The 22,118-nt window shown below is 67.0% G+C and carries 14 protein-coding genes; 4 read left to right on the forward strand and 10 right to left on the reverse strand.

What is annotated here, in order from left to right; translation table 11 throughout:
* The first annotated feature begins 375 nt into the window (after positions 1-375).
* Positions 376-2,889: an EAL domain-containing protein gene (locus WS66_RS07760; RefSeq protein WP_059607818.1), complete on the forward strand. Its 2,514-nt coding sequence runs from the start codon at positions 376-378 to the stop codon at positions 2,887-2,889.
* A 39-nt stretch (positions 2,890-2,928) separates the two neighbouring features.
* On the opposite strand, the gene WS66_RS07765 is transcribed toward WS66_RS07760, so the two are convergent.
* Together WS66_RS07765 and WS66_RS07770 are read right to left on the reverse strand one after the other, a co-directional pair.
* Complete coding sequence (locus WS66_RS07765) at positions 2,929-3,312, reverse strand: hypothetical protein (RefSeq protein WP_059607817.1); 384 nt, start codon at positions 3,310-3,312, stop codon at positions 2,929-2,931.
* Positions 3,313-3,789: 477 nt separating this feature from the next.
* Positions 3,790-5,271, reverse strand: a complete 1,482-nt coding sequence (locus WS66_RS07770; RefSeq protein ID WP_059607816.1) for a SulP family inorganic anion transporter — start codon at positions 5,269-5,271, stop codon at positions 3,790-3,792.
* A 402-nt stretch (positions 5,272-5,673) separates the two neighbouring features.
* Between WS66_RS07770 and WS66_RS07775 the strand changes: the two genes are divergently transcribed.
* Positions 5,674-6,489, forward strand: coding sequence for a hypothetical protein (locus tag WS66_RS07775; protein WP_059607815.1), 816 nt, complete (start codon positions 5,674-5,676; stop codon positions 6,487-6,489).
* Positions 6,490-6,517: 28 nt separating this feature from the next.
* Here the strand turns inward: WS66_RS07775 and WS66_RS07780 are convergent, their stop codons facing one another.
* Complete coding sequence (locus WS66_RS07780) at positions 6,518-7,669, reverse strand: acyltransferase family protein (RefSeq protein ID WP_059607814.1); 1,152 nt, start codon at positions 7,667-7,669, stop codon at positions 6,518-6,520.
* 354 nt (positions 7,670-8,023) lie between these two features.
* On the opposite strand from WS66_RS07780, the gene pip reads away from it, so the two are divergent.
* Complete coding sequence (pip, locus tag WS66_RS07785; RefSeq protein ID WP_059607813.1) at positions 8,024-8,956, forward strand: prolyl aminopeptidase; 933 nt, start codon at positions 8,024-8,026, stop codon at positions 8,954-8,956.
* Positions 8,957-9,015: 59 nt separating this feature from the next.
* Here pip and WS66_RS07790 read toward each other — a convergent pair whose 3' ends face one another.
* From WS66_RS07790 to WS66_RS07820, 7 genes are all read right to left on the reverse strand, one after another.
* Positions 9,016-9,288, reverse strand: a complete 273-nt coding sequence (locus tag WS66_RS07790) for a hypothetical protein (RefSeq protein ID WP_059607812.1) — start codon at positions 9,286-9,288, stop codon at positions 9,016-9,018.
* Between the two features lie 197 nt (positions 9,289-9,485).
* Positions 9,486-10,526 carry a transglutaminase family protein gene (locus tag WS66_RS07795; protein WP_059607811.1) on the reverse strand — a complete coding sequence of 347 codons (1,041 nt, stop codon included), beginning with the start codon at positions 10,524-10,526 and terminating at the stop codon, positions 9,486-9,488.
* Complete coding sequence (locus tag WS66_RS07800) at positions 10,520-13,126, reverse strand: circularly permuted type 2 ATP-grasp protein (RefSeq protein WP_059607855.1); 2,607 nt, start codon at positions 13,124-13,126, stop codon at positions 10,520-10,522. Before WS66_RS07800 ends, WS66_RS07795 begins: the two co-directional genes overlap by 7 nt.
* Positions 13,127-13,329: 203 nt before the next feature.
* A complete protein-coding gene (locus tag WS66_RS07805; protein WP_059607810.1) occupies positions 13,330-16,764 on the reverse strand; it encodes a transglutaminase family protein in 3,435 nt (1,144 codons plus the stop codon).
* Between the two features lie 93 nt (positions 16,765-16,857).
* Positions 16,858-17,832, reverse strand: a complete 975-nt coding sequence (locus tag WS66_RS07810; protein WP_059607809.1) for a transglutaminase family protein — start codon at positions 17,830-17,832, stop codon at positions 16,858-16,860.
* Between the two features lie 8 nt (positions 17,833-17,840).
* Positions 17,841-18,782, reverse strand: a complete 942-nt coding sequence (locus WS66_RS07815; protein WP_059607808.1) for an alpha-E domain-containing protein — start codon at positions 18,780-18,782, stop codon at positions 17,841-17,843.
* Positions 18,783-18,846: 64 nt separating this feature from the next.
* Positions 18,847-20,262, reverse strand: coding sequence for a circularly permuted type 2 ATP-grasp protein (locus WS66_RS07820; RefSeq protein ID WP_059607807.1), 1,416 nt, complete (start codon positions 20,260-20,262; stop codon positions 18,847-18,849).
* Between the two features lie 793 nt (positions 20,263-21,055).
* Here WS66_RS07820 and WS66_RS07825 point away from each other — a divergent pair.
* Entirely contained in the window at positions 21,056-22,051 is a 996-nt protein-coding gene (locus WS66_RS07825) for a LysR substrate-binding domain-containing protein (protein WP_059607806.1), read from the forward strand.
* Positions 22,052-22,118: the final 67 nt, after the last annotated feature.

Here is a 22,118-nt window from a genome sequence, read left to right on the forward strand (position 1 = left end):
TTTTTGTTGTTCGAGAAGTAGCGGGAGTATCGACCGGCCACCTTGCCCGCAGCCGTTCGACTTGCCGCCACGCCGCACGGATGTCGTCACGGCACTCAACTCTTGTCCGAACCTGTCGTTAACGCAGGGTGGCTGCCCTTGGGAGGGCAATGCTTCCGCGTCTGGATGCACTGGGCGTGCGACCGCCGAATGTGGTGCCGACGGTCACGGCACCGCGCTCGCCGCCTCGAACGACGGGGCAATACCCCGCTTGCGAGCTCGATGAGTATGCAACCATTCGAGGCGAGCGACATCGGATCTTGCCTGCCGCCGCAGACGAGCCCGCAGGTTGCCGGATCGCAATGCGCCGGCAAGGTTTTTCGTGTTGGTTAGAGAATGTATCCGAACAGTTACGATGTCCCGATTGCGCGCCTGGTCGCGCGTCAGATTCTGTCTTGCGCACCTGCCACGCCGGTGCGAGAGGTCGCACGACGCATGTTCGCCGAGCACTGCAGCTCGATCGTCGTGATGCAGGACGACCAGGTCGTCGGGATCTGGACCGAGCACGATGCACTGTCGGCCGGCGACGATCCGCGCGGGCTCGATCGGCCGGTCGGCGAGGTGATGAGCCATCCGGTGCTGACGCTCGAGGCAAGTACGCCGCTGGGTGAAGCTGCGATGAAGTTCACGCAGTCGGGCGTGCGGCACTTCGTGGTGGTCCGGGATGGCGCCGCGATCGGTGTGCTGACGCAGACCGACGTCGTCGTGAACCAGGGGCCGGAATTCTTCCTCCACCTGAAGCCGATCGAATCGATCTCCGTCCATCCGCCCGTCGTCGTGCCCGAGCATGCCGCGCTGCATGCAGTCATCGCGCAGATGCGCACGCAACAGCTCGATGCGATCCTCGTCGTCTACGACGACGGCGAGCGCGGCATCCTGACCGAACGGGACGTCGTCCGGCTCCTGGCGAACGGCGGGGCCCAAGGCGCGGTCGGGGCCTTCGCCAGCAGGCCGCTGCAGATGCTGTCCGCCCGGCAGAGTCTGTATGCCGCGCAGCGCTTCATGACCGAGCACAACATGCGCCACGTCGGCATCCAGGACGAGGATGGCAAGCTCACCGGGCTGCTCTGTTTCGCGGACGTGCTGAAGAGCATCGAGCACGAATACGCGAACGAGCTGCGCAGCGCCTTGCGCGAGCGCGACGAAGCGCTGGGTCTCGCCCGCTTCAACCTGCGCATGGCGGATCGGGTGTTCGAATCGGCGCTCGAAGGCATCATGGTGACCGACCGGCATGCGAAGATCGAGCGCGTCAACCGGGCCTTCACGCGCCTGACCGGGTACACCGAGGACGAAGTGATCGGGCGCAACCCGGGCCTGCTGAGTTCAGGGCGCCAGACGCCCGAATTCTACAAGCAGCTGTGGCATTCGCTGACCACCGACGGCCACTGGCAAGGCGAAATCTGGAATCGCCGCAAGACCGGCGAGTTGTTTCTCGAATACCTGACGATCACCAGCATTCGCGACAACGCAGGCGAGATATCCCACTACGCGGCAATCTTTTCCGACATCACGCAGCGGCGCCAGGCGGAGGAACGGCTGGGCTATCTCGCCACGCACGACGTGCTCACCAATCTCGCGAACCGGGCGCTGTTCGAGGAGCGGCTCGCGCACGCGATCGTCCAGGCCAAGCGACTCGGTCGCAAGGTCGCGGTGATGTACCTCGATCTCGACCGCTTCAAGCTGGTCAACGATACGCTCGGCCACAACGCCGGCGATGAGGTGTTGAAGATCGTCGCGGGACGCATCGTCGCGGAAGTGCTCGCGAACGACACTGTGGCACGCATGGGCGGCGACGAATTCGCGCTCGTGCTCGAGGAGTTCGACGACGTCCGCGACGTCGGGCGCATTGCGCGCAGGCTGCTGGACGAAGTGGCGCGGCCCATCGATATCGGCGGTCGCGAGGTCTTCGTCACACCGAGCATCGGCATCAGCATCTATCCGGACGACGGGATCGAGGCGGAGCACTTGATCCTGCTCGCGGACCAGGCGATGTACGGCGCGAAGAGTCGCGGCAGGAACGTGTTCCAGTTCTTCGAGAGCAAGATGACGTCGTCGGCGATCGAGCAGCTGGATATGCTCGGCGAGTTGCACCGCGCGCTCGAGCAGAATGAATTCCGCCTGTTCTACCAGCCGCAATTCGATCTGGCCAGCGGCCGGATCGTCGGCGTGGAGGCGTTGCTGCGCTGGTTGCATCCACGCAGGGGGCTGGTACCGCCGGGTGACTTCATTGGGCTCGCGGAGCGGTCCGCGCTGATCGTCCCGATCGGCCGGTGGGTGCTCCACGAAGCCTGCCGCCAGGCGTGCCGCTGGCTCGACGAGGGCTTCGAGTTCGGACGTGTGGCGGTGAACGTGTCGGCACGGCAATGCCTTACCGACCATTTTCTCAGCGACCTGACGACCATCCTCAGCGAAACCACGTTGCCGACCGAGTGCCTACAGCTCGAGCTGCTCGAAAGCATGGCGATGAACACCCGCGAGGAAATCGGCATCCTGCTGCGCGAACTGGCGATCCGGGGGATCAGCCTGGCGATCGACGATTTCGGGACGGGATATTCGTCGCTGGTGTATCTGAAGGATCTGCCCGTCGATACGCTGAAGATCGATCAGTCGTTCCTCAGGGACTGCGGTTCGGGCAGCACGGACGACGCGATCGTGCGCGCGATCGTTGCGATGGGCCGCGCGCTGGGGCTCGACGTCGTGATGGAGGGCGTAGAGACGGAAAAACAACTGGCCTTCCTGAAGGAGATCGGTTGCCATCAGGGGCAGGGTTTCCTGTTCGCGCGGCCACAGCCCGCCGACCAGTTCGTCGGGATCTTGTCGCACCACAGCGCGAAATTGCTGGTGGAGTGAGCCTTCCCGGCAGCGGGCACATGCGACTGCAAGTAGCGCTCACAGATCTCCACGCACTTCACCGGTTCCGAGCGCGCTCCGCTGCCGGTTGACTTCCGCCCAAAGCTCATCGCTGTCGTCATCGCGCAGCAGGACCATGTTGTCCAGCTGATCGTCGGTCACGCCGAAGTATTCCAGGATTTCCCGGCGAACCGCGTCGATGAACTGCGCGTATTCCGGGGTTGCCTGGGCCTGCGCGTGCAGGGCGTCGTATTCTGCATCGTCCGCGCCGCCGCCGTGTTCGTCGATATAGCGCGAGATCCACTGGTCTCGTTCGCGGTCGTAATCGGCTTCGGCGCGCATCGCTTGCACAGCCGTGTGGAAATCCAATTGGGCAAACGCGGCGATCGCCGCCGTTGTCGCCTCGTCGAATGTAGTCGTCATTCCATCTCTCGTGTCAGTCATGGCAAATCATCGCACGGGCCGCATCCAGGCAGGTGCCTCGAATCCGGACCGCGCAAGACGCCGCGGTCGGGAGGCACGCGTTCCAGTGCGCCACTCATCGTGGCCGCCCGAGCAACAGGACACGCATTTTGCTGCACCGGAGGTACGGTGGGGAAAACAACTGGGTGCGGCAAATCGCAGAACGAGTTTCGAGCGTATCGCCGCGAGCGGCACTCCGGCGTTTAAGCGCCAATGCGGGCGCCGGTCGTGCATGGGTCGTAGTGGCCGAAACGGGCGCTGTCGGATACCTCCCCGATGGTCCGTTACCGGCTCAAAACGACCCACAACGGCCACCTGCTGTGCCGCATAGCGGTCTGTCGAAAGCTCTTGAAGGGTTTTCCCAAGGGGCTACGGCGGCGGTAAGCCCCGCCGTTCAACTGTCACCATTGCTGCGCCGCGTTTTATCCGGCAAGCGTCTTAATGCGACGGTTCATAGTGAGTCGGAGACTCTTTATCATGCGTTGCGTATTTTTCGATCATTGTCGCGCTCGCCCTGTTCACGCCATGCAGATCGACGGCGATACCGTTACGCCTAAATTTATTCACGATGCGGTCAAGCGCGTCGATTGCGGTGATGTCCCAGAAATGCGCGTGGGATAGATCAATCTGTACCGACCGTACGCGCTCATGGAAATCAAACTCCGAAACCAGCGCCTCGGAGGAAGCGAAGAAGACCTGTCCACGCACAACGTACCGGCGCTCGCCCGACCGTTCGTTCAATGATGACTCAACCACCATGATCTGACGAACCTTTGCCGTGAAGAAGAGCGCGCTCAGCAGAACACCAACGAGCACGCCAATTGCGAGGTTGCCAGTTGCAACGACCACTACGACCGTCGCAATCATGACGACCGATGAGCTCTTTGGATGCGAACGGAGGTTTCGCATCGAGCGCCAGCTAAACGTGCTGATAGATACCATGATCATTACTGCGACCAGCGCCGCCATCGGAATCTGCTTGACCCAAGGCCCCAGAAAAACCACCAGCACAAGAAGGAAAGCGCCCGCGACGAACGTCGAGAGCCGTCCCCTTCCTCCCGATTTCACATTGATCACGGTTTGGCCGATCATTGCGCATCCAGGCATACCGCCGAGGATTCCCGCCGCGATATTGGCGATGCCTTGCCCCCGGCATTCGCGGTTTTTATCGCTTGGCGTATCGGTGTAGTCATCAACGATGGCTGCGGTCATCAGTGACTCCAGCAGACCGACGACGGCAACGGCGAGGGAATATGGAAAGATGATTTTCAGCGTTTCGAATGAGAGCGGCACCTTGGGCCATGCTGGAATCGGCAACTCGTTAGGGAATGATCCCATGTCGCCGACCGTGCGCAACTTTAGGTGCATCGCCATCGAGATGCCGGTCAGAACGATGATGCATACCAATGGCGAAGGAACGGCTTTGGTCAAGCGAGGCAAAAGGTAGATGATTCCGAGACCTCCGGCGACCATCAGGTAGACGTAGGGCGGAACGCCTTGCAGTTGTGGCAACTGCGCCATGAAAATGAGGATCGCCAATGCGTTGACGAAGCCGGTGATGACGGACCTGGACACGAAACGCATTAGTCCACCGAGTCTCAGGAGCCCCGCGCCGATCTGCAATACACCCGCAAAAATGCCCGCTGCAAGCACGTATTCGACGCCATGATTTTTGACTAGGGAGACGATGACAAGCGCCACTGCGCCCGTCGCAGCGGAAATCATGGCAGGGCGGCCGCCTGCAATCGCGGAGACCACCGCAATGCTGAACGCAGCGTAGAGGCCAGCTTTCGGGTCAACGCCAGCGATAATTGAGAAAGCCAGCGCCTCAGGAATGAGTGCGAGGGCGACAACGATGCCCGCCAGTACATCCGCGCGAGCATTGGAGAACCACTCTTCTGTGAAGGTTCGTTTGTTCATTGGAAGGTCTGTAGGAAAACGAAAATGCAAGCACAGGCCGGCCGCGAGGTATTCGCTGGAGGGAACCGATCAGGAACGGCATGCCCCCGCCTGATGGCGAGTGAAGGTCAAATCTGACGGTGCAGGCGTCATTGGCACTGACGATGTGCAGTGCGACGCCGACGGTCCGCGAACCCCTGTCGGTCAGGCTGTTTGATCGATGAGGGTTCGCGGACAGTTACATAGGTATCGAAGAGGAAGGAGATGGCAGCAGGTCTGCTGCGACGCAATATGGTACTTCCAGAGCCGGTCGCTGTCCAGCACCCGATCGCTGCGGCCGCGACGCGGCAACTCATGCGCTTGCCCTGACCGACTGCTCATGGCCGTTCAACGAAATCCACCACCCAAAACACCATCCCCCACATGCCCCCGAGAATCCTCCATTTCGCCCCGCTTCTGGCGCTCGCAGCCTCTCCCCTGGTTCAGGCTGCCGGCGATCAGCCTTGCAACGCCGCCGCCGTCACGGCCGTCGCCCGCTGGGCCGGAATCGCGGACGCCACGCGTGGCGCGGACCAGCTCGTTATCGCATCGGCATGCAAGGTCATGCCGAACGCGCCGCAGACGACGATCGCGGCCATCGCGTTCGATTCGCTGCCGAAGAGCAAGAACCCAGACGACAGCAGCAAGCTGCAGGTCGTCGCGCTCGTCGAGGGCGGCAAGGTCGTCGCGGCCGAGCAGTCGATCGTCGAGGAAGATGCCGCCACGGAAGTCGGCCCGAACAGCTATCGCATCGATACCGCGCCGTACCGGTTGTCGCGCGACGTGCGTGCGTTCGGCATCGTCTTCACGAGCAGCGCACGCGGGCCGAGCTGCCCCGATGCGAACGCAAGCGAAGAGCTGACGCTGTGGGTTCGCGAGAGCAATCGCATCCGCCCGGTATTCGGCACCAACCTGTACGGCTGGGTCAGCGTCGAGGGCGACGCGTGCGGCGCCGGCGCGGGCGACGCTCGCAGCGAAGACGCGAAGATGACAATCGCCGTCGAGCAAGCGTCGCGCCACGGCTTCGCCAACCTGTCGATCGCCGCACACGTCACAGAGACGAAGCGCGCAGACGGCAACTACTCGGATACGGGCAAGCGAACCGCACGCACGATCGTCAGATACGACGGCAAGTCGTACGGGATCGACATGTTCCGGACCTTCTGGTATTCACCCGAGGCGCTGAAGCGTTTCAAGTGAAGCCGCAGGCAGCGCACGCCACGCCCGCCTACTCCGCCACCTTCGGCCCGATCGCGTCGGTCTGCACCGGCATCCGCAGTGCATCGTCGCGCATGCGTCGCGTCTCGCGCGCGGTGTAGCGATCCTTCAGCCGAAGGAACGGTTTCTCGACGAGGAAATAGCTCGCTGTCGCGGCCAGCAGCGACCACACGATCCCGAGCGGAAACGCGTGCGGAACGGCCAGATCCGGATTCGCGAACGGCTGCTGCCACAGATACAGGCTGAACGAGATCGTGCCGACGAACACGACCGGCGCGGCGCGCAGCCACCGCGCGCACCAGAACTCGCTGCGGAAATTCAGCACGACGATCACGATAGCGATGAGCGCGGCCTCGAGCGTCACGCCGTAGGTCGCATTCCAGAAGCCACCGAGCCGATGCTCGGCAACGGGCATCCCGAACAGCACGATGAAGACGAGCGCCGTCACGATGCGCGTCTCGCCGCGCCACGAGCGGATCCATGCTTCGATCCGTTCGCGGTTGAGCGCCGCGTAGCAGCCGATCAGGATCGGATCGACGCCCGTATGCAGCATCATCCCGAGCTGGCCGCGCAGCGCCGGCGCGACGAAATACGTGAGCGCGCGCACCAGCGGCACGGCCAGGATCAGCGCGGCCAGCCAGCGGGTGCCGCGACGGCGGGTGCCGTACACGAACAGCAGCGGCCAGAACCAGTAGAACTGCTCCTCGAGCGCGAGCGACCAGAAATGGCCGAGATACCACGCGCCGGCCGGATGCAGCGCGTTGTCGCCGGTCAACCCGAACCACGCCGAGTAGTTCCACAGATGCAGCGCCGCATACAGCCACTGATGGCGATCGACGTCGAGCCAGCCGGCGATGGCAAGCACGCCGACGGTCGCGAGATACACGTAGCAGGCCGGCCAGATCCGCAACGCGCGGCGCACGTAGAACGACGTCAGTGCGATCCCGCCGGTGCGCGTGAATTCGGCGCGCAGCACGTTGGTGATCAGGAAGCCGCTGAGGACGAAGAAGATCAGCACGCCGAGCCGGCCGTCAGCGATCAGCCGCAGCGGCGCGAACCAGCCCGTATAGCCGCCCGGCAGCACGTGCTCCGCATGGCCGACGACGACCATCGTGACCGCGACGGCGCGCAACCCGGTCAGCTGCTTGACGCGATGGTTCATCGGCTCGTTTCCCGTTGGCACGGTGGAGGAACGGTATGAAGGCCGGCGCCCGCGACCGGCTCGCCGATATGTCGCCGGGATTTTGTCTGAAAAATATCGGAACGAAATTGCTTCAAAAAATTTCGGTACGCCTGTCGGCCGAAATACCGCGCCGCACGCCCGGTGCCGGCCGGCGCACGGCGGCCGGAATGAATGGGCATAATGACAAGCCTTGTCCGGCGGCGGCCGGTCCGATGCCGACACAACGAATCTTGCGGCGCCGCAATATCCGCGATACCGGCGCTGCGGGATTCCGATCGCACACCGGCCCGTGCCTCGTCCGCCCTCCTGCCGACCCTCACCCGGAGCCTGCCTGTGTACCCACCGATCGAACCCTACGCCCACGGCCACCTCGATACCGGCGACGGCCACCGCATCTACTGGGAGCGCTGCGGCAACCCGTCCGGCAAGCCGGCGGTGTTCCTGCATGGCGGCCCGGACGCCGGCTGCAGCCCCGACCATCGCCGCCTGTTCGATCCCGAGCGCTACGACATCCTGCTGTTCGACCAGCGCGGCTGCGGGCGTTCGACGCCGCACGCGAGCCTCGACAACAACACGACCTGGGACCTGGTGGCCGATATCGAGCGCCTGCGCGAGATGGTGGGCGCGGAACAATGGCTCGTGTTCGGCGGCTCGTGGGGCAGCGCGCTCGCCCTCGCCTATGCGGAAACACACCCGCAGCGCGTGAGCGCGCTCGTCGTGCGCGGCATCTTCACGATGCGCCGCGCGGAGTTGCTGTGGTACTACCAGGAAGGTGCGTCGTGGCTGTTCCCGGATCTGTGGGAGGACTTCCTCGCGCCGATTCCGGAGGCCGAGCGCGGCGACCTGATGGCCGCGTACCATCGCCGGCTGACGGGCGACGACGAAGCCGCGAAGCTCGAAGCCGCGCGCGCATGGAGCATCTGGGAAGGCCGCACGATCACGCTGCTGCCCGATCCGGCGCTGGCCGCGCACTTCGCGGACGGCCACTACGCGCTCGCGTTCGCGCGAATCGAAAACCACTACTTCGTGAACCGCGGTTTCGTCGACGAAGGCCAGTTGCTGCGCGACGCGCATCGCCTCGCCGGCATTCCGGGCGTGATCGTGCAAGGCCGCTACGACATCGCGACGCCCGCACGCACCGCGTGGGACCTCGCGAAGGCATGGCCCGACGCGACGTTCGAGATCGTGCCGGACGCCGGGCACGCGTACAACGAACCGGGCATCCTGAAGGCACTGCTCGCCGCGACGGACCGGTTCGCCGCGTAAGCTGCCACGCCCAAGCGGCGCGTTGCAGCCGGCAACACCGGCCTGCACGCGCCGCCCGCTCAAAGCGCGGCTTCGACGATCGTCCGGCCGCTGATCGCGCGCTCGACGAGCTGTTCGTCGCCGACCTTGCGGATCGCATCGTCGAGCAATCCTTCCGGCTGCTCGGTCGCCACCTTCAGCAGGCCCGACAGGCCGCGCGCGTCGAGCACCACGAGCGTCTCCATCGAATCCGCGCGGCTCACCAGCACGCGACGGAATGCGGGGCCCGCGCCGAAGCTCGCGCAGAGCGCGATCGTCTCGTTGCCGAGCGTGTAGTCGAAGTTCTTGATCATGTCTGCCGCCGTTGCAAGGGAATGACCACGCGCGACGGCGCGGCGCCGTGACGTCGACGCACCCGTGCGTGCCGCCGGCGCCGGACCAGGGGCCGGTCCGTTCGCCGGCATCCCCATGCTAGGCGCGCAGAATTAACGAAGACTTAAATGCTTGAAAGGCCGGCGAGCGCGGCGCCGGCCCGATCATGCCGCGTGGCTTACGGCGTATCGAGCGGCTCGACCGTCACGCCGACCTTCAGTTCCTGATCCGCGCCGCCGCCGCGGATCACGCCGCGCAGCGGCGTCACGTCCGCGTAGTCGCGGCCGATCGACAGCATCACGTAGTCGTCGCCCGGTGCACGGTCGTTGGTCGGATCGAGCTGCAGCCAGCCGTCGTCCTCGGGCCACGCAGGGTCGTACACCTCGACCCATGCATGCGATGCGTCCGCGCCGATCAATCGCGGCTGCCCGGGCGGCGGCTGCGTCAGCAGATAACCGCTCACGTAACGCGCAGCCAGCCCGAGCGAGCGCAGCGCGCCGATCATCACGTGCGCGAAATCCTGGCAGACGCCCTTGCGCAACCGCAGCGCATCGAGTGCCGACGTCGTGATGTCGGTGCTGTTCGGCGTGTACGCAAAATCGGCGTGCACGCGCCGCATCAGGTCCCATGCGGCCTGCACGAGTGGCCGCTGCGGCGTGAAGCTCGCGGCCGCATACGCGGCGAGTTCGGGATCGCACGCGACGTGCGGCGAAGCAAACACGAATTCACTCGCCGCGTCGTAAGGCTGCCCCGCGCGGAACCGCAAGCGGTCGCGCACGGCTTCCCATGCAGTCGTGTGTTTTCCGTCGGGATGCGCGATCGCGGGCGGCGGCGCGCCGCGCGCACCGAGCGACCACACGGGCGGCGTCACGCACACCGTACTGCGGCTGCGCACGAGCAGCGCATCGTGCGGCTGGTTCAGCGCGAACGATGCGCGCGCGTTGCCGAATGCGTCGATTTCCGTGCAGATCGATTCCGGCGCGGGCTCGATGTCGAGCGCGAACGACAGCACCTGCTGGCGCCGCGTCGCGAGCGGTTGCAGACGCGCCTGGTGCTGGGCGGATTCGACGCGTGCGGCGTAGCGGTATTCGGTGTCGTGCGTGACGCGCAGTACGCGGCCGGGCGCCCCAGCGGCCGGCGCGGCCGATGCCGGTGCCGCGGCCTGTCGTCCGTTACCGGAACCGGACGGCGCTTTCGCCGCGTGTTTCGTCGTCACCATAGCGTCCGGCCCGCCTCGCGCACGTGGCTGAAATAGCGCTCGCCGATCCGGTTCGACAGCTCCCACACGGCCTTCACGGTCGCGTCGAGCGCATCGAGCAGCTTGCCGTGCCGGCCGTCGTCGCCGGTTTCGCACAGCTCGTGCAGCGACCACGCGGGCACGTCCGGAATCGTCTCGGCCAGTTCGGACAGCGCATAGCCCTCGCTGCGCTCGACCTTCGTCAGCCGGCCGCACAGCGCCTGCACGACCCAGCCGAGCGAGCGCGGGTTGTCGGTGTCGAGCACCACGAGCGACAGCAGCGGCGCGACGTCGAAACCGCGCTGGAAACGCGAGCGGAACGTGATCGTGCTGTCGAACAGCTCCAGCACGAGTTCGAAGCCGTCCTGCCGGTGCACCGCGCCTTCGTCGAACGCGAACTTCAGCACGCTGCACAGGAAGTCCAGCCGGTCGATCTGCCGGCCGATCGACAGCAGCCGCCAACCGTCGTCGCGCGTCATGTTGTCGGTCTGCGCGCCGGTGATCGCGCCGAGCAGCAGTCCCAGCCGCTCGAGCAGCTGCAGCGCCTCGTTGCCGATCTGCTCCTCGGCTTCCGGATGATCGGCGCTGTCGGCGAACAGTTGCGTCGCGTCGTCGATCAGCCGCCACTGATCGCTCGACAGCCGCTCGCGGATCGCGGCGGCGGCCGCGCGCATCCCGAACAGGCACGACGCGATGCCCGAGGTACGGTCCGCGCCGCGCGTCAGCGACGTCGCGAGCGCGTGCTGGAACGCGCGCGGCGCATCGACGGCGTTCGGCGCGTCGGGCGCGATCAGCCCCGTGTCGCGGCACAGCCTGTCGATCAACTCCAGATGCGCGGGACTGTCGACGTCGTCCTCGCCGCGCAGCCGCTCAAGCGCGGCGCGTGCAAGACGCATCAGGTTGGTCGCGCGCTCGGTGTAGCGGCCGAGCCAGAACAGGTTCTCGGCCGCGCGGCTCGCGATCGCGCGCGGGCGCTCGACCAGATCGTCGGGGCCGAGACGGGTCTGCAGCAGCGTCGTCGAATCGACGATGCCTTCGGTCATCACCCACGTATCGACGGTGCTGCCGCCGCGCGGCATCGGCGCGTTGAACAGCGTATCGCGCGTGCCGACCCGCGACAGCCCGCCCGGCAGGAGCCGCCAGCGTTGCGCGCCATCGGCGAGCGCGAAGACGCGCAGCAGCAGCGGCTTCGGCACGATGCGCGCGCCGCCGGCGCCGTCGGGCGCGTCGTGTCCCGGCCAGGTCGGCGCCTGCGACAGCGGCAGGTCGGCCTGCACCGTGTAATGCTCGGGCCGGGCCAGGATTCGCGCACGCCATTCGGCCAGCTGCGCCGGCGTGAGCCGCGCGCCGATCACCGGGTCGAACGCGCCGCCGGCCTGCACGTCGGGCGGATACGACGGCTTCACGATGCTGCGCGCGAGCTGCGGCAGCGCGTCGTCGCAGGCTGCCGCCTCGCCGCACCACCACGAATGCACGGCGGGCAGCGTCAGCGTTTCTCCGAGCAGCCCTTCCGCGAGGCGAGGCATGAAACCGAGCACGCCCGGCGATTCGAGGAAGCCCGAGCCCGGCGCATTCGCGAGCAGCACGTTGCCCGCGCGCACGGCCTGCAGCAGCCCCGGCACGCCGAGCAGCGAATCGGGCCGCAGTTCGAGCGGATCGAGCCATGCGTCGTCGACGCGCCGCAGGATTCCGTGCACGGGTTCGAGCCCGCGCAGCGTCTTCAGGAAGACTCGGTTGTCGCGCGCGGTCAGGTCGCCGCCCTCGACGAGCGTGAGGCCGAGGTAGCGCGCGAGATACGCATGCTCGAAGTAGGTCGCGCTGCGCGGCCCCGGCGTCAGCAGCACGATCCGCGAATTCTTCGCGGCCGGGCTGAGCGACTGCATGCTCTGCAGCAGCGCACGGTAGGCGGACGCAAGCCGCTGCACGCGCAGTCCGCGAAACCCGCGCGGAAAGAGCCGCGACACGATCAGCCGGTTTTCGAGCAGGTAGCCGAGCCCGGCCGCGCCCTGCGTGTGCTGCGCGACGATCCGCCACTGGCCGTCCGGGCCGCGCGCGAGATCGAACGCGACGACATGCAGCCACGTATCGCCCGGCACGCGTGCGCCGCGCATCGCGCGCAGGTAGCCGGGATGGCCCGTGACGAGCGCGGGCGGCAACAGCCCGCGCTGCAGGATCGTCTGCGGCCCGTACAGATCGGCCAGCGTGGCGTTGAGCAGCCGTACGCGCTGCAGCACGCCACGCTCGATCGCGACCCAGTCTTCGGGCGTGACGATCAGCGGCAGCAGGTCGAGCGACCACGGGCCGGCCGCGCCGTCGCCGGCGCGCTGCTCGTGCAACTGGTAGAACAGGCCGTTCTCGCGCATGCGCCGATGCAGCGCGTCGGCGCGGCGGTCGAGGTCGGCCACGCCGTCGCTGCCGATCGACGTGAAGAAGCTGCGCCATGCAGGTGCGAGCAGCGGCGCGGTGAGGCCGGCGGCGCTGCCGCGCAGTTCGTCGTAGCGGCCGGCCGCGGCCGGCGCCGCGAGCGCGGCGGCCAGTTCCGCGGCATCCGGCTGCGCGCCGGTATCGAAGAGCGTGGGCATCGCGTCGGCGTCGGCGAGATCGTCGGGGTGAATGGGCGGCACGGTCGATATCGTTCCGTCGTCAGGGGGCGGACGCGCCCGCGCGCCGCCGCACCGGCGGCCGGGCACGGCGGACGGCCGCGTTCAGCCCGCATCCTAGCACTCCGGCCGGCGCGCCGGGAGGTCGCGAACCGCGCATCGTCGTCCGTCCTTTCATCCGACGATCAGGGCCGTCGCAAATCGAGCGTGAACGGAAATTCGCGGCTGGGCGCGGCGGCCGACACGTCCATCCGCCCCGGCGTGTGCCCCATCGCGACGAAGCGCGCGAGCCGGCGGCTCTCGGCCTCGTACGCGTTGACCGGGAACGTCGCGTAGTTGCGCCCGCCCGGATGCGCGACGTGATACCGGCAGCCGCCGAGCGAGCGTTGCAGCCACGTATCGACGATGTCGAACGTGAGCGGCGCATGCACGCCGATGGTCGGGTGCAGCGCCGACGGCGGCGCCCATGCCTTGTAACGCACGCCCGCGACATATTCGCCGACGGTGCCGGTCGGCTGCAGCGGCAGCGCGCGGCCGTTGACGGTCACCACGTGGCGGTTGTCGTTCAGCCCGGTCACGCGCACTTCGAGCCGTTCGACCGACGAATCGACATAGCGCACCGTGCCGCCGGGCGCGCCCTCCTCGCCCATCACGTGCCACGGCTCCAGCGCGCCGCGCAGCGACAGTTGCATCCCGTTCACCGCGATCTGGCCGAACAGCGGGAAACGGAATTCGAAGTGCGGCGCGAACCAGGCCGGGTCGAACGCGAAACCGGCGTCGCGCAGCTCGGCCAGCACGTCGTCGAAATCCATCTTCAGGAACGCGGGCAGCATGAAGCGATCGTGCAGCGCGGTGCCCCAGCGCGTGAGCGGCGTCGTGTACGGCGCGGCCCAGAAGCGCGCGACCAGCGCACGCAGCAGCAGTTGCTGCACGATGCTCATCCGCGCATGCGGCGGCATCTCGAACGCGCGCAGTTCGAGCAGGCCGAGCCGGCCGGTGGACGAATCGGGCGAATACAGCTTGTCGATGCAGAACTCGCTGCGGTGCGTGTTGCCCGTCACGTCGATCAGCAGGTTGCGCAGCACGCGGTCGACGAGCCACGGCGGCATGTCCTGCCCGTACAGCAGCTTGTTGCGCTGGATTTCCGCGAATGCGATGTCGAGCTCGTAGACCAGGTCGTTGCGCGCCTCGTCGACGCGCGGCGCCTGGCTCGTCGGGCCGATGAACAGCCCCGAGAACAGGTACGACAGCGACGGATGGTTGTGCCAGTAAGCGATCAGGCTCGCGAGCAGGTCCGGGCGGCGCAGGAACGGGCTGTCGGCCGGCGTCGCGCCGCCGAGCACGAAGTGGTTGCCGCCGCCCGTGCCGACGTGCCGGCCGTCGACCATGAACTTCTCGCTGGAAAGACGCGACTGCCAGGCAGCGTCGTACAGGAATTCGGTCTGGCCGACGAGTTCGTCGAAGCTCTTCGCCGGGTGGATATTCACCTCGATCACGCCGGGATCGGGCGTGACCTGCAGCAGCTTGAGCCGTGCGTCGCGCGGCGGCGGATAGCCTTCGAGCACGAGCTTCACGTCGAGCGCGTGCGCGGTCAGCTCGATCGCGGCGAGCAGGTCGAGATAGTCCTCGAGCGCGGCGAGCGGCGGCATGAACAGGTACAGGATGCCATTGCGCACTTCGGCGCACAGCGCGGTACGCGTGATCCACGCGGCCGATTCGAAGCGCTCGGGGCGGCGCTGCGCGTCCGGCGCGCCATGCGCGTGCCGTCCCCCCGCAGCCGTGCCGTCGCCGCGCCACTGCATGACCGTTTGCACGGGTGCTTCGCGATGCGCGCCGGCCAGGTAGTGCGGCGCGTCGGCCGTGCCCGCATGACGCGCACGGAACGCGGCCGCGTCCGGCAGCGCGTCGCGCGGCGCGAACGGATCGCGTTCGACCAGGTACGGATAGTCGGCGCCGGCGACCCAAGGCAGCGAATCGAGCGGCAGCCGATAGCCCATCGGCGAATCGCCGGGCACGAGGTACATCCGCTCGTCGCGGAAGAACCACGGGCCCGTCTGCCAGCGCGGGCCGTCGAGGCCCGACCGATCGCGGTCCGGCGCGTCGTCCGTGCGCTTGACCGGCAGCACGTAGCCGACCACGCTGTCGAGCTGCTGGTCGAACACCTTGCGCAGCCGCGCGCGTTCGAGTTCGTCGTCGAGGCGCGAGTCGAACGGATCGACGTTGACCGGCAGCCGGCGCTCGCGCCACAGGTAGTACCAGACGTCCTCGTAGCCGGGCAGGATGAATTCGTCGGTCAGCCCGAGGCGCGCGGCCAGCGCGTCGATGAAGCGCTTCGCGTCGTCAGTCGTGTATGCGGACGGCTCGCGCTCGTCGGCGAACAGCGACGGATCGTGCCACACGGGCTGGCCGTCGGCACGCCAGAGGATCGACAGCGCCCAGCGCGGCAGTTGCTCGCCCGGATACCACTTGCCCTGCCCGAAATGCAGGAAGCCGCCTTCGCCATATTCGGCGCGCAGCCGCTGCACGAGTTCGGTCGCGTAGCCGCGCTTGGTCGGGCCAAGCGCATCGGTGTTCCACTCGGCGCCGTCGCGATCGTCGATCGACACGAAGGTCGGCTCGCCGCCCTGGGTGAGCCGCACGTCGCCGGCCGTCAGCGCGCCGTCGACCTGCGCGCCGAGCGTGCGCACGGCGTCCCACTGCGACTCGGTATAAGGCTTCGTCACGCGCGGCGATTCGTACACGCGCGTCACCCCCATCTCGTGTTCGAACGCGACTTCGCACTCGTCGATCAGCCCTTCGACCGGCGCGGCGCTGGTCGGCTGCGGCGTGCACGCGAGCGGGATGTGCCCTTCGCCAGCGAGCAGGCCCGAGGTCGGATCGAAGCCAATCCAGCCCGCGCCCGGCAGATAGACCTCGCACCACGCGTGCAGGTCGGTGAAGTCGACCGACGTGCCGCTCGGGCCGTCGAGCGCCTTCACGTCGGGCGTGAGCTGGATCAGGTAGCCCGACACGAAGCGCGCGGCGATGCCGAGGTGGCGGCACAGCTGCACGAGCAGCCACGCGCTGTCGCGGCACGACCCGGATGCGAGTTTCAGCGTCTGCTCGGGCGTCTGCACGCCCGGCTCCATCCGCACGAGATAGCCGATGTCGTGCTGCAGCTGCTGGTTCAGCGCGACGAGGAAGTTCACGGTGCCGGCCGGCGTGCGGTCGACGCCGTCGAGATACGCGCGGAACAGCGGCGCCGCGCTCGTCTGCGGATCGCACGCGAGGTACGGCGCGAGTTCGGTCTTCAGCGCATCGTCATAGTTGAACGGATATTGCTCCGCGCTCGCTTCCAGAAAGAAGTCGAACGGGTTGTACACCGACATCTCGGCAACCAGGTCGATCGTGATCTCGAAGTGTTCGGTGCGTTCCGGAAACACGAGCCGCGCGAGATAGTTCGAGAACGGGTCCTGCTGCCAGTTGATGAAGTGCTGCGCGGGCTCGACCGTCATCGAATACGCGACGATCGGCGTCCGGCAGTGCGGCGCGGGCCGCAGCCGCACGATCTGCGGGCCGAGGTTGACGGGCCGGTCGTAGCGGTAGCGGGTGGTGTGATGCAGCGCGACGTGGATGGGCATGGGAGAGCCGCTCGGTTCGGGTTGGGCCGGCCGCGCGCGCCGCGTCGCCGTCGCTGCGGCGGCACGGCACGGCGGATTCGACGAAGGGGTGCGTCAGACCAGTTCCGGCGACTGCACGACGCTGATCTCGATGCCGACGGTGCTCGCGCCGAGCCCCGTCACCGGCTGTGCGTCGCGAGCGTCGAGGCCGACCGCGATGCGCACGTAGCGCTCGTCCGGGCAGCGGTTCATGAACGGATCGAAGCCGACCCAGCCGAGCCCTTCGACGTAGGCCTCCGCCCACGCATGACCTGCCGGCTGCTGCATCAGCGCGGCGGCCTGCGGCTGTGCGCCGAGCGCCGCCTGCGGCAAGCCCTGCGACTGCGCGGCGTGCGATGCGCCGAGCGCCTGCTGCATGCCGTCGCCGCTCTGCAGCGCGAGCGCCTCCTCTTCCTCGTCGCCCGCCGCGCTCTGCTTCGCGTCGGCGATGCGCTGCATCGCGCTGTCGGCGAGCACGTAGCCCGAGATGTAGCGCGCGGGCACCTTCAGTGCACGCGCAGCCGCGATGAACGCATGCGCGTGGTCGCGGCTCGTGCCCTCGCCGCTTTGCAGCGCGGTTTCGGCGTCGACTGGCGCGTCGGCCAGGTTCGGCGCGTACGCGATGCGGCCGTGCACTTCCGTCATCAGCCAGTGCAGCGCGTCGAGGCTGTGCGGCTCGATCGGCAGCGCCTGCGTGAGTTCGCGCACGGTGTCGCCGGCCTTCGTGAGCGCGGTCTCGCGCTCGAAGATCCACGGCGGCGCATAGCCCTCGGGGTTGCCGAGAATGCCGGCGCGGTCCTGCGTCTCGACGACGCCGGCCGCGATCACGACGATCTCGTTCTTCGCGCCGCGGTCGTGGCGCACGAGGTCGATCCGGTTGCCGAGCCCGTCCGTGTAGGACAGCGCCGGCTCGACGCCTTCGATCGTGACCTGCCACGCGCGCACCGTCTGCCCGGGGCCCGATTGCGGGCGCAGCCGCAGCCGTTGCAGCGCATGGGTGGCTTGATCGTCGAACTGATAACGCGAGATGTGTCGGATGGCGAGTCGCATGGCAAGTCTCAGTCGAAGTTGTAGGCCTGGGCGATATCGATCCCGAGGCTGTTGTTGCGGCCGATGAAGTCGGTCAGGAACTCGTGCAGGCCGCTCTTGAAGATCCGCTCGACCGAGGTGTCGGACAGCATCTGCAGAATCTTCGTGGCCGTGTCGTGACACGGGTGTGTCACGCCGTAATCCTTCGCGAGCAGATTCAGGCTCGACACCACGCGCCCGTAGCAATAGCGCAGCGAACGCGGCATGCGGCCGTTCAGGATTAGGTAGTCGGCGATGTTCATCGGCTTGTACTGCACGTCGTACACCCAGCGGTACGACCGGTGCGCGGCCACGCAGCGCAGGATCGTCTCCCACTGGTAGTTGTCGAGGATCGTGCCGACGTGCGACACCGACGGCAGCAGCAGGTGGTATTTCACGTCGATGATCCGCGCGGTGTTGTCCGCGCGCTCGACGAACGCGCCGATCTGCGCGAAATCGAAGATCTCGTTACGCAGCATCGTGCTGTAGAAGCTGCCGAGGATCAGCGCGGTTTCACGCTTCACTTCGTCGAGCACGGCCGGCAGTCCGCTCTCCGGCACCGGCTGCGCGAGCGCGTGACGCAGCGCGAGCCATGCGCCGTTCACGCTTTCCCATGCCTCGCGGGTGAGCGCCGTGCGCACCATGCGCGCGTTCGAGCGCGCGGCCTCGATGCACGACAGCACGCTCGACGGGTTGTCGCGGTCGCGCAGCAGGTAGTCGGTCACGGTATCGGCGGCATATGCGTCGTACTTCTGACGATAGCCGTCGTCCGCGCCCGAGCTGACCAGCACCGACGACCATTCGGCCGGCGCGTCGGACGTGCGCGTGAGCGCCATCCGCAGCCCGGCATCCACGATGCGCGCGATGTTCTCCGCGCGCTCGATATAGCGGTACATCCAGTAGAGACCGCTCGCAGTTCGTCCCAGAAGCATCTCGTGTCCACTCCGTCTTCGTTCGGTTCGCGCGCCGGCTGCGGCGCGCGCGGTCGTGCCCGGCTCAGTCGGCCAGCACCCAGGTGTCCTTGGTGCCGCCGCCCTGGCTCGAGTTGACGACGAGCGATCCCTCCTGCAGCGCGACGCGCGTGAGCCCGCCCGGCGTGATGCGGATCCGGTCCGACACCAACACGAACGGCCGCAGGTCGACGTGGCGCGGCGCGAGGCCGGCTTCGGTCAGGATCGGCGTCGTGGACAACGCCAGCGTGGGTTGCGCGATGTAGTTCGCGGGACGCGCGCGCAGCTTCGCGGCGAACGCCTCGAGTTCGGTCTTCGATGCACACGGACCGACCAGCATCCCGTAGCCGCCGGAGCCGTGCACTTCCTTCACGACCAGTTCGTCGAGATGCTCGAGCACGTATTTCAGGCTGTCGGCCTCGCCGCAGCGCCAGGTCGGCACGTTCTCCAGCAACGCCTTGCGGCCCGTGTAGAACTCGACGATCTCCGGCATGTACGAATAGATCGCCTTGTCGTCGGCGATGCCGGTGCCGGGCGCGTTCGCGATCGTGATGTTGCCGGCGCGGTAGACGTCCATGATCCCGGCCACGCCGAGCACCGAATCGGGGCGGAACGTGAGCGGATCGAGAAACGCGTCGTCGACGCGGCGGTACAGCACGTCGATCGGCCGGAAGCCTTCGGTGGTGCGCATCGCGACGCGGCCGTCGACCACCTGCAGGTCGCTGCCCTCGACGAGGTGCACGCCCATCTGGTCGGCGAGGAACGAATGTTCGTAGTACGCGGAGTTGTGGATGCCGGGCGTGAGCACGGCGATGGTCGGGTTGTCGGCGTTGCCGCCCGGCGGGCACACGGCCGCGAGCGACTGCCGCAGCATCTGCGGATAGGTCTCGACCGGGCGCACCTTGACCTGCTGGAACAGCTCGGGGAAGAGCTGCATCATCGTCTCGCGGTTTTCCAGCATGTACGACACGCCCGACGGCGTGCGCGCGTTGTCCTCCAGCACGTAGAACTCGTTCTCGCCGGTGCGCACGATGTCGACGCCGATGATATGCGTGTAAACATTCCCGGGCGGCCGGAAATCAATCATCTCCGGAATGAACGCCTCGTTGTGCGCGATCAGGTGCTTCGGCACGATGCCGGCGCGCACGATCTCCTGGCGGTGGTAGATGTCGTCGAGGAACGCGTTGAGCGCCATCACGCGCTGCTCGATGCCGAGCGACAGCCGGCTCCATTCCGCGCCCGAGATGATCCGCGGCACGATATCGAAAGGTATCAGCCGCTCGGCTGCCTGCGCGTCGCCGTACACGGCGAACGTGATGCCCGTCCTGCGGAACACGCCTTCCGCGTCGTGAGCTTTCTGGGCGAGGCTCGCGGGATTCTGCGTGTCGAGCCACTGCTTGAGGCGCGCGTAAGGCGCCCTCACCATGTCGCCGGATTGCAGCATTTCATCGAATGGCTTCATCGATCTTTTCTCCATCGATCGTTTTCCCCGGCATTGCGCATGCCGGACCGGCGTATTGACTGCCTTGCAAGGAACGTGCCTTGCGATATCCCCTCAGGTTCCCCCCTTTGTCGCGCAGCCGGCACGCCCCCGCGGCATGCCGCACCATGATGGTGCGATGCGCGCGACGCAGGACGCGCCAGAGGCGTGCCATGCCCGCGCACGGCTTCTGCTGCACCGCGCCTGTCAAACATAGTTCCCCTGCGTGTCACGACTGTGCAATCTGCACTGCACCATTCCTTCCCCGCCCGGCGCGCCGCCTCGATTACCGCGCTGCCGGCCGGCAGCGGTCCCGCGCCCGCGTCGGCAGGGCTTCCCGCCGCCGTGCGGTCGCCCGCGCCCCGCCACCTTCCCGCCCGGTTTTGCCGCACCGCAGCGAAACGCGACGCGGCGTCGGCGGCCCGTTGCGGCGGCCCGCCCTGCACCGCGACGGGGATTGCGCCACATCCTTCGGTTGCCCGGGCGGAATAGCGGAAAGGCGAGCCGGCGCGCGCAGGTGCGCGGCCGGCCCTGGGGGGAAGTACCGTCTGCGGCAAGTCGGGCAGTTCGACGCGGTGAACTAACCAGTTAGCCGGGTCCGGCACCTCAACCGTATGTAGCCGTAATACCGCCGACAACGCCCATGCATATTTCGACTGACACCGATCGAAAAAAAACATCGGCTCCGATGCGCGAGGCGCGGTACGCTACAAAACCGGTTCAGTGAAATGGCGCCGCCGCCTTCCGGCGCCGACTATAAAAAGCGAAGATCAACATGGAAGCAAAGTGGCTGGAAGATTTCCTGAGCCTTGCGGATACCAAGAGCTTTTCCCGGGCCGCGCGTCATCGGCACCTCACGCAGTCGGCATTCAGCAGACGAATCGCCGCACTCGAAACATGGATGGATGCGAAGCTGGTCGACCGCAGCATCAACCCGATCACGCTGACGCCGGCCGGGCAGATGTTCCGCGGGCTGGCCGCGGACATCCTGCGCAGCATGTATGCGGCACGCAACCTCGTGAACGGCTACGACCAGTTCGCGGCAAGCGACCAGGTCGTGCGCTTCGCCGTCGCGCATACGCTCGTGTTCACGCTGTTCCCCGAATGGCTCAAGCAGTTGAACGGCGAAGTCGGCCACGTGACCGCGCGCGTGAACGCGGTGAACGTGCCCGAAGGCGTGCAGCAACTCGTCGAAGGTGAATGCGACCTGCTGCTCGGCTATCACCATCCGCAACTGCCGATCGTGCTCGATCCGAACCACTTCCCGTTCGTCACGCTCGGCGTCGAGCGGATCCTGCCGGTGTCGACGCCCGACGCACGCGGCAAGCCGGTATTCGAACTGCCCGGCACGCCGGACGCGCCGCTGCCGCTCCTCGCGTATTCGTCGGGTGCGTTCCTCGGGAACGTCGTCGAGATGCTGCTGCTGAATGCGTCCGAATCGTATGCGCTGCACCGGTGCTTCGAGACGCACATGTCCGAGGCGTTGAAGGGGATGGTCGTGGCCGGGCACGGCATCGGCTGGCTACCCGAAAGCTGCGTGGCGAAAGAGCTCGCGGATGGTTCGCTCGTTCGTGCGGGCTCGGCGGACTGGATCACCGAGCTCGAGATTCGCCTGTACCGGTCCGCGCGCAAGCGCGGGCTCGCGGCCGAACAGTTGTGGACCTACATCATGAACCGCCCGCGCGTCGCGGCCGACGGCACGCGTGCGGCCGAGCAGTCGATCGAGCCGGCCGTGCGCATCGCGCGCCGCAGCGCCGGCGGCAGCCGGTAACACCCTTCCCTCATCGCCCGACTCGCCGGAGCGCCGCGCGGATGCAATCCGCGCGGCGCTCCCGTAT

Source organism: Burkholderia sp. LA-2-3-30-S1-D2 (assembly GCF_001523915.2).
Classification (GTDB): Bacteria; Pseudomonadota; Gammaproteobacteria; order Burkholderiales; family Burkholderiaceae; genus Burkholderia; species Burkholderia diffusa.

Bases quoted from the DNA above. Each gene is read 5' to 3' on its own strand.
- WS66_RS07770 (WP_059607816.1), bottom strand. From the start codon at position 5,271: ATGAACAAACGAACCTTCACAGAAGAGTGGTTCTCCAATGCTCGCGCG.
- WS66_RS07800 (WP_059607855.1), bottom strand. From the start codon at position 13,126: ATGCCCACGCTCTTCGATACCGGCGCGCAGCCGGATGCCGCGGAACTG.
- WS66_RS07765 (WP_059607817.1), bottom strand. From the start codon at position 3,312: ATGACGACTACATTCGACGAGGCGACAACGGCGGCGATCGCCGCGTTT.
- WS66_RS07775 (WP_059607815.1), top strand. From the start codon at position 5,674: ATGCCCCCGAGAATCCTCCATTTCGCCCCGCTTCTGGCGCTCGCAGCC.
- WS66_RS07815 (WP_059607808.1), bottom strand. From the start codon at position 18,782: ATGCTTCTGGGACGAACTGCGAGCGGTCTCTACTGGATGTACCGCTAT.
- WS66_RS07810 (WP_059607809.1), bottom strand. From the start codon at position 17,832: ATGCGACTCGCCATCCGACACATCTCGCGTTATCAGTTCGACGATCAA.
- WS66_RS07820 (WP_059607807.1), bottom strand. From the start codon at position 20,262: ATGAAGCCATTCGATGAAATGCTGCAATCCGGCGACATGGTGAGGGCG.
- WS66_RS07780 (WP_059607814.1), bottom strand. From the start codon at position 7,669: ATGAACCATCGCGTCAAGCAGCTGACCGGGTTGCGCGCCGTCGCGGTC.
- WS66_RS07795 (WP_059607811.1), bottom strand. From the start codon at position 10,526: ATGGTGACGACGAAACACGCGGCGAAAGCGCCGTCCGGTTCCGGTAAC.
- WS66_RS07760 (WP_059607818.1), top strand. From the start codon at position 376: ATGTATCCGAACAGTTACGATGTCCCGATTGCGCGCCTGGTCGCGCGT.
- WS66_RS07805 (WP_059607810.1), bottom strand. From the start codon at position 16,764: ATGCCCATCCACGTCGCGCTGCATCACACCACCCGCTACCGCTACGAC.
- WS66_RS07825 (WP_059607806.1), top strand. From the start codon at position 21,056: ATGGAAGCAAAGTGGCTGGAAGATTTCCTGAGCCTTGCGGATACCAAG.
- WS66_RS07790 (WP_059607812.1), bottom strand. From the start codon at position 9,288: ATGATCAAGAACTTCGACTACACGCTCGGCAACGAGACGATCGCGCTC.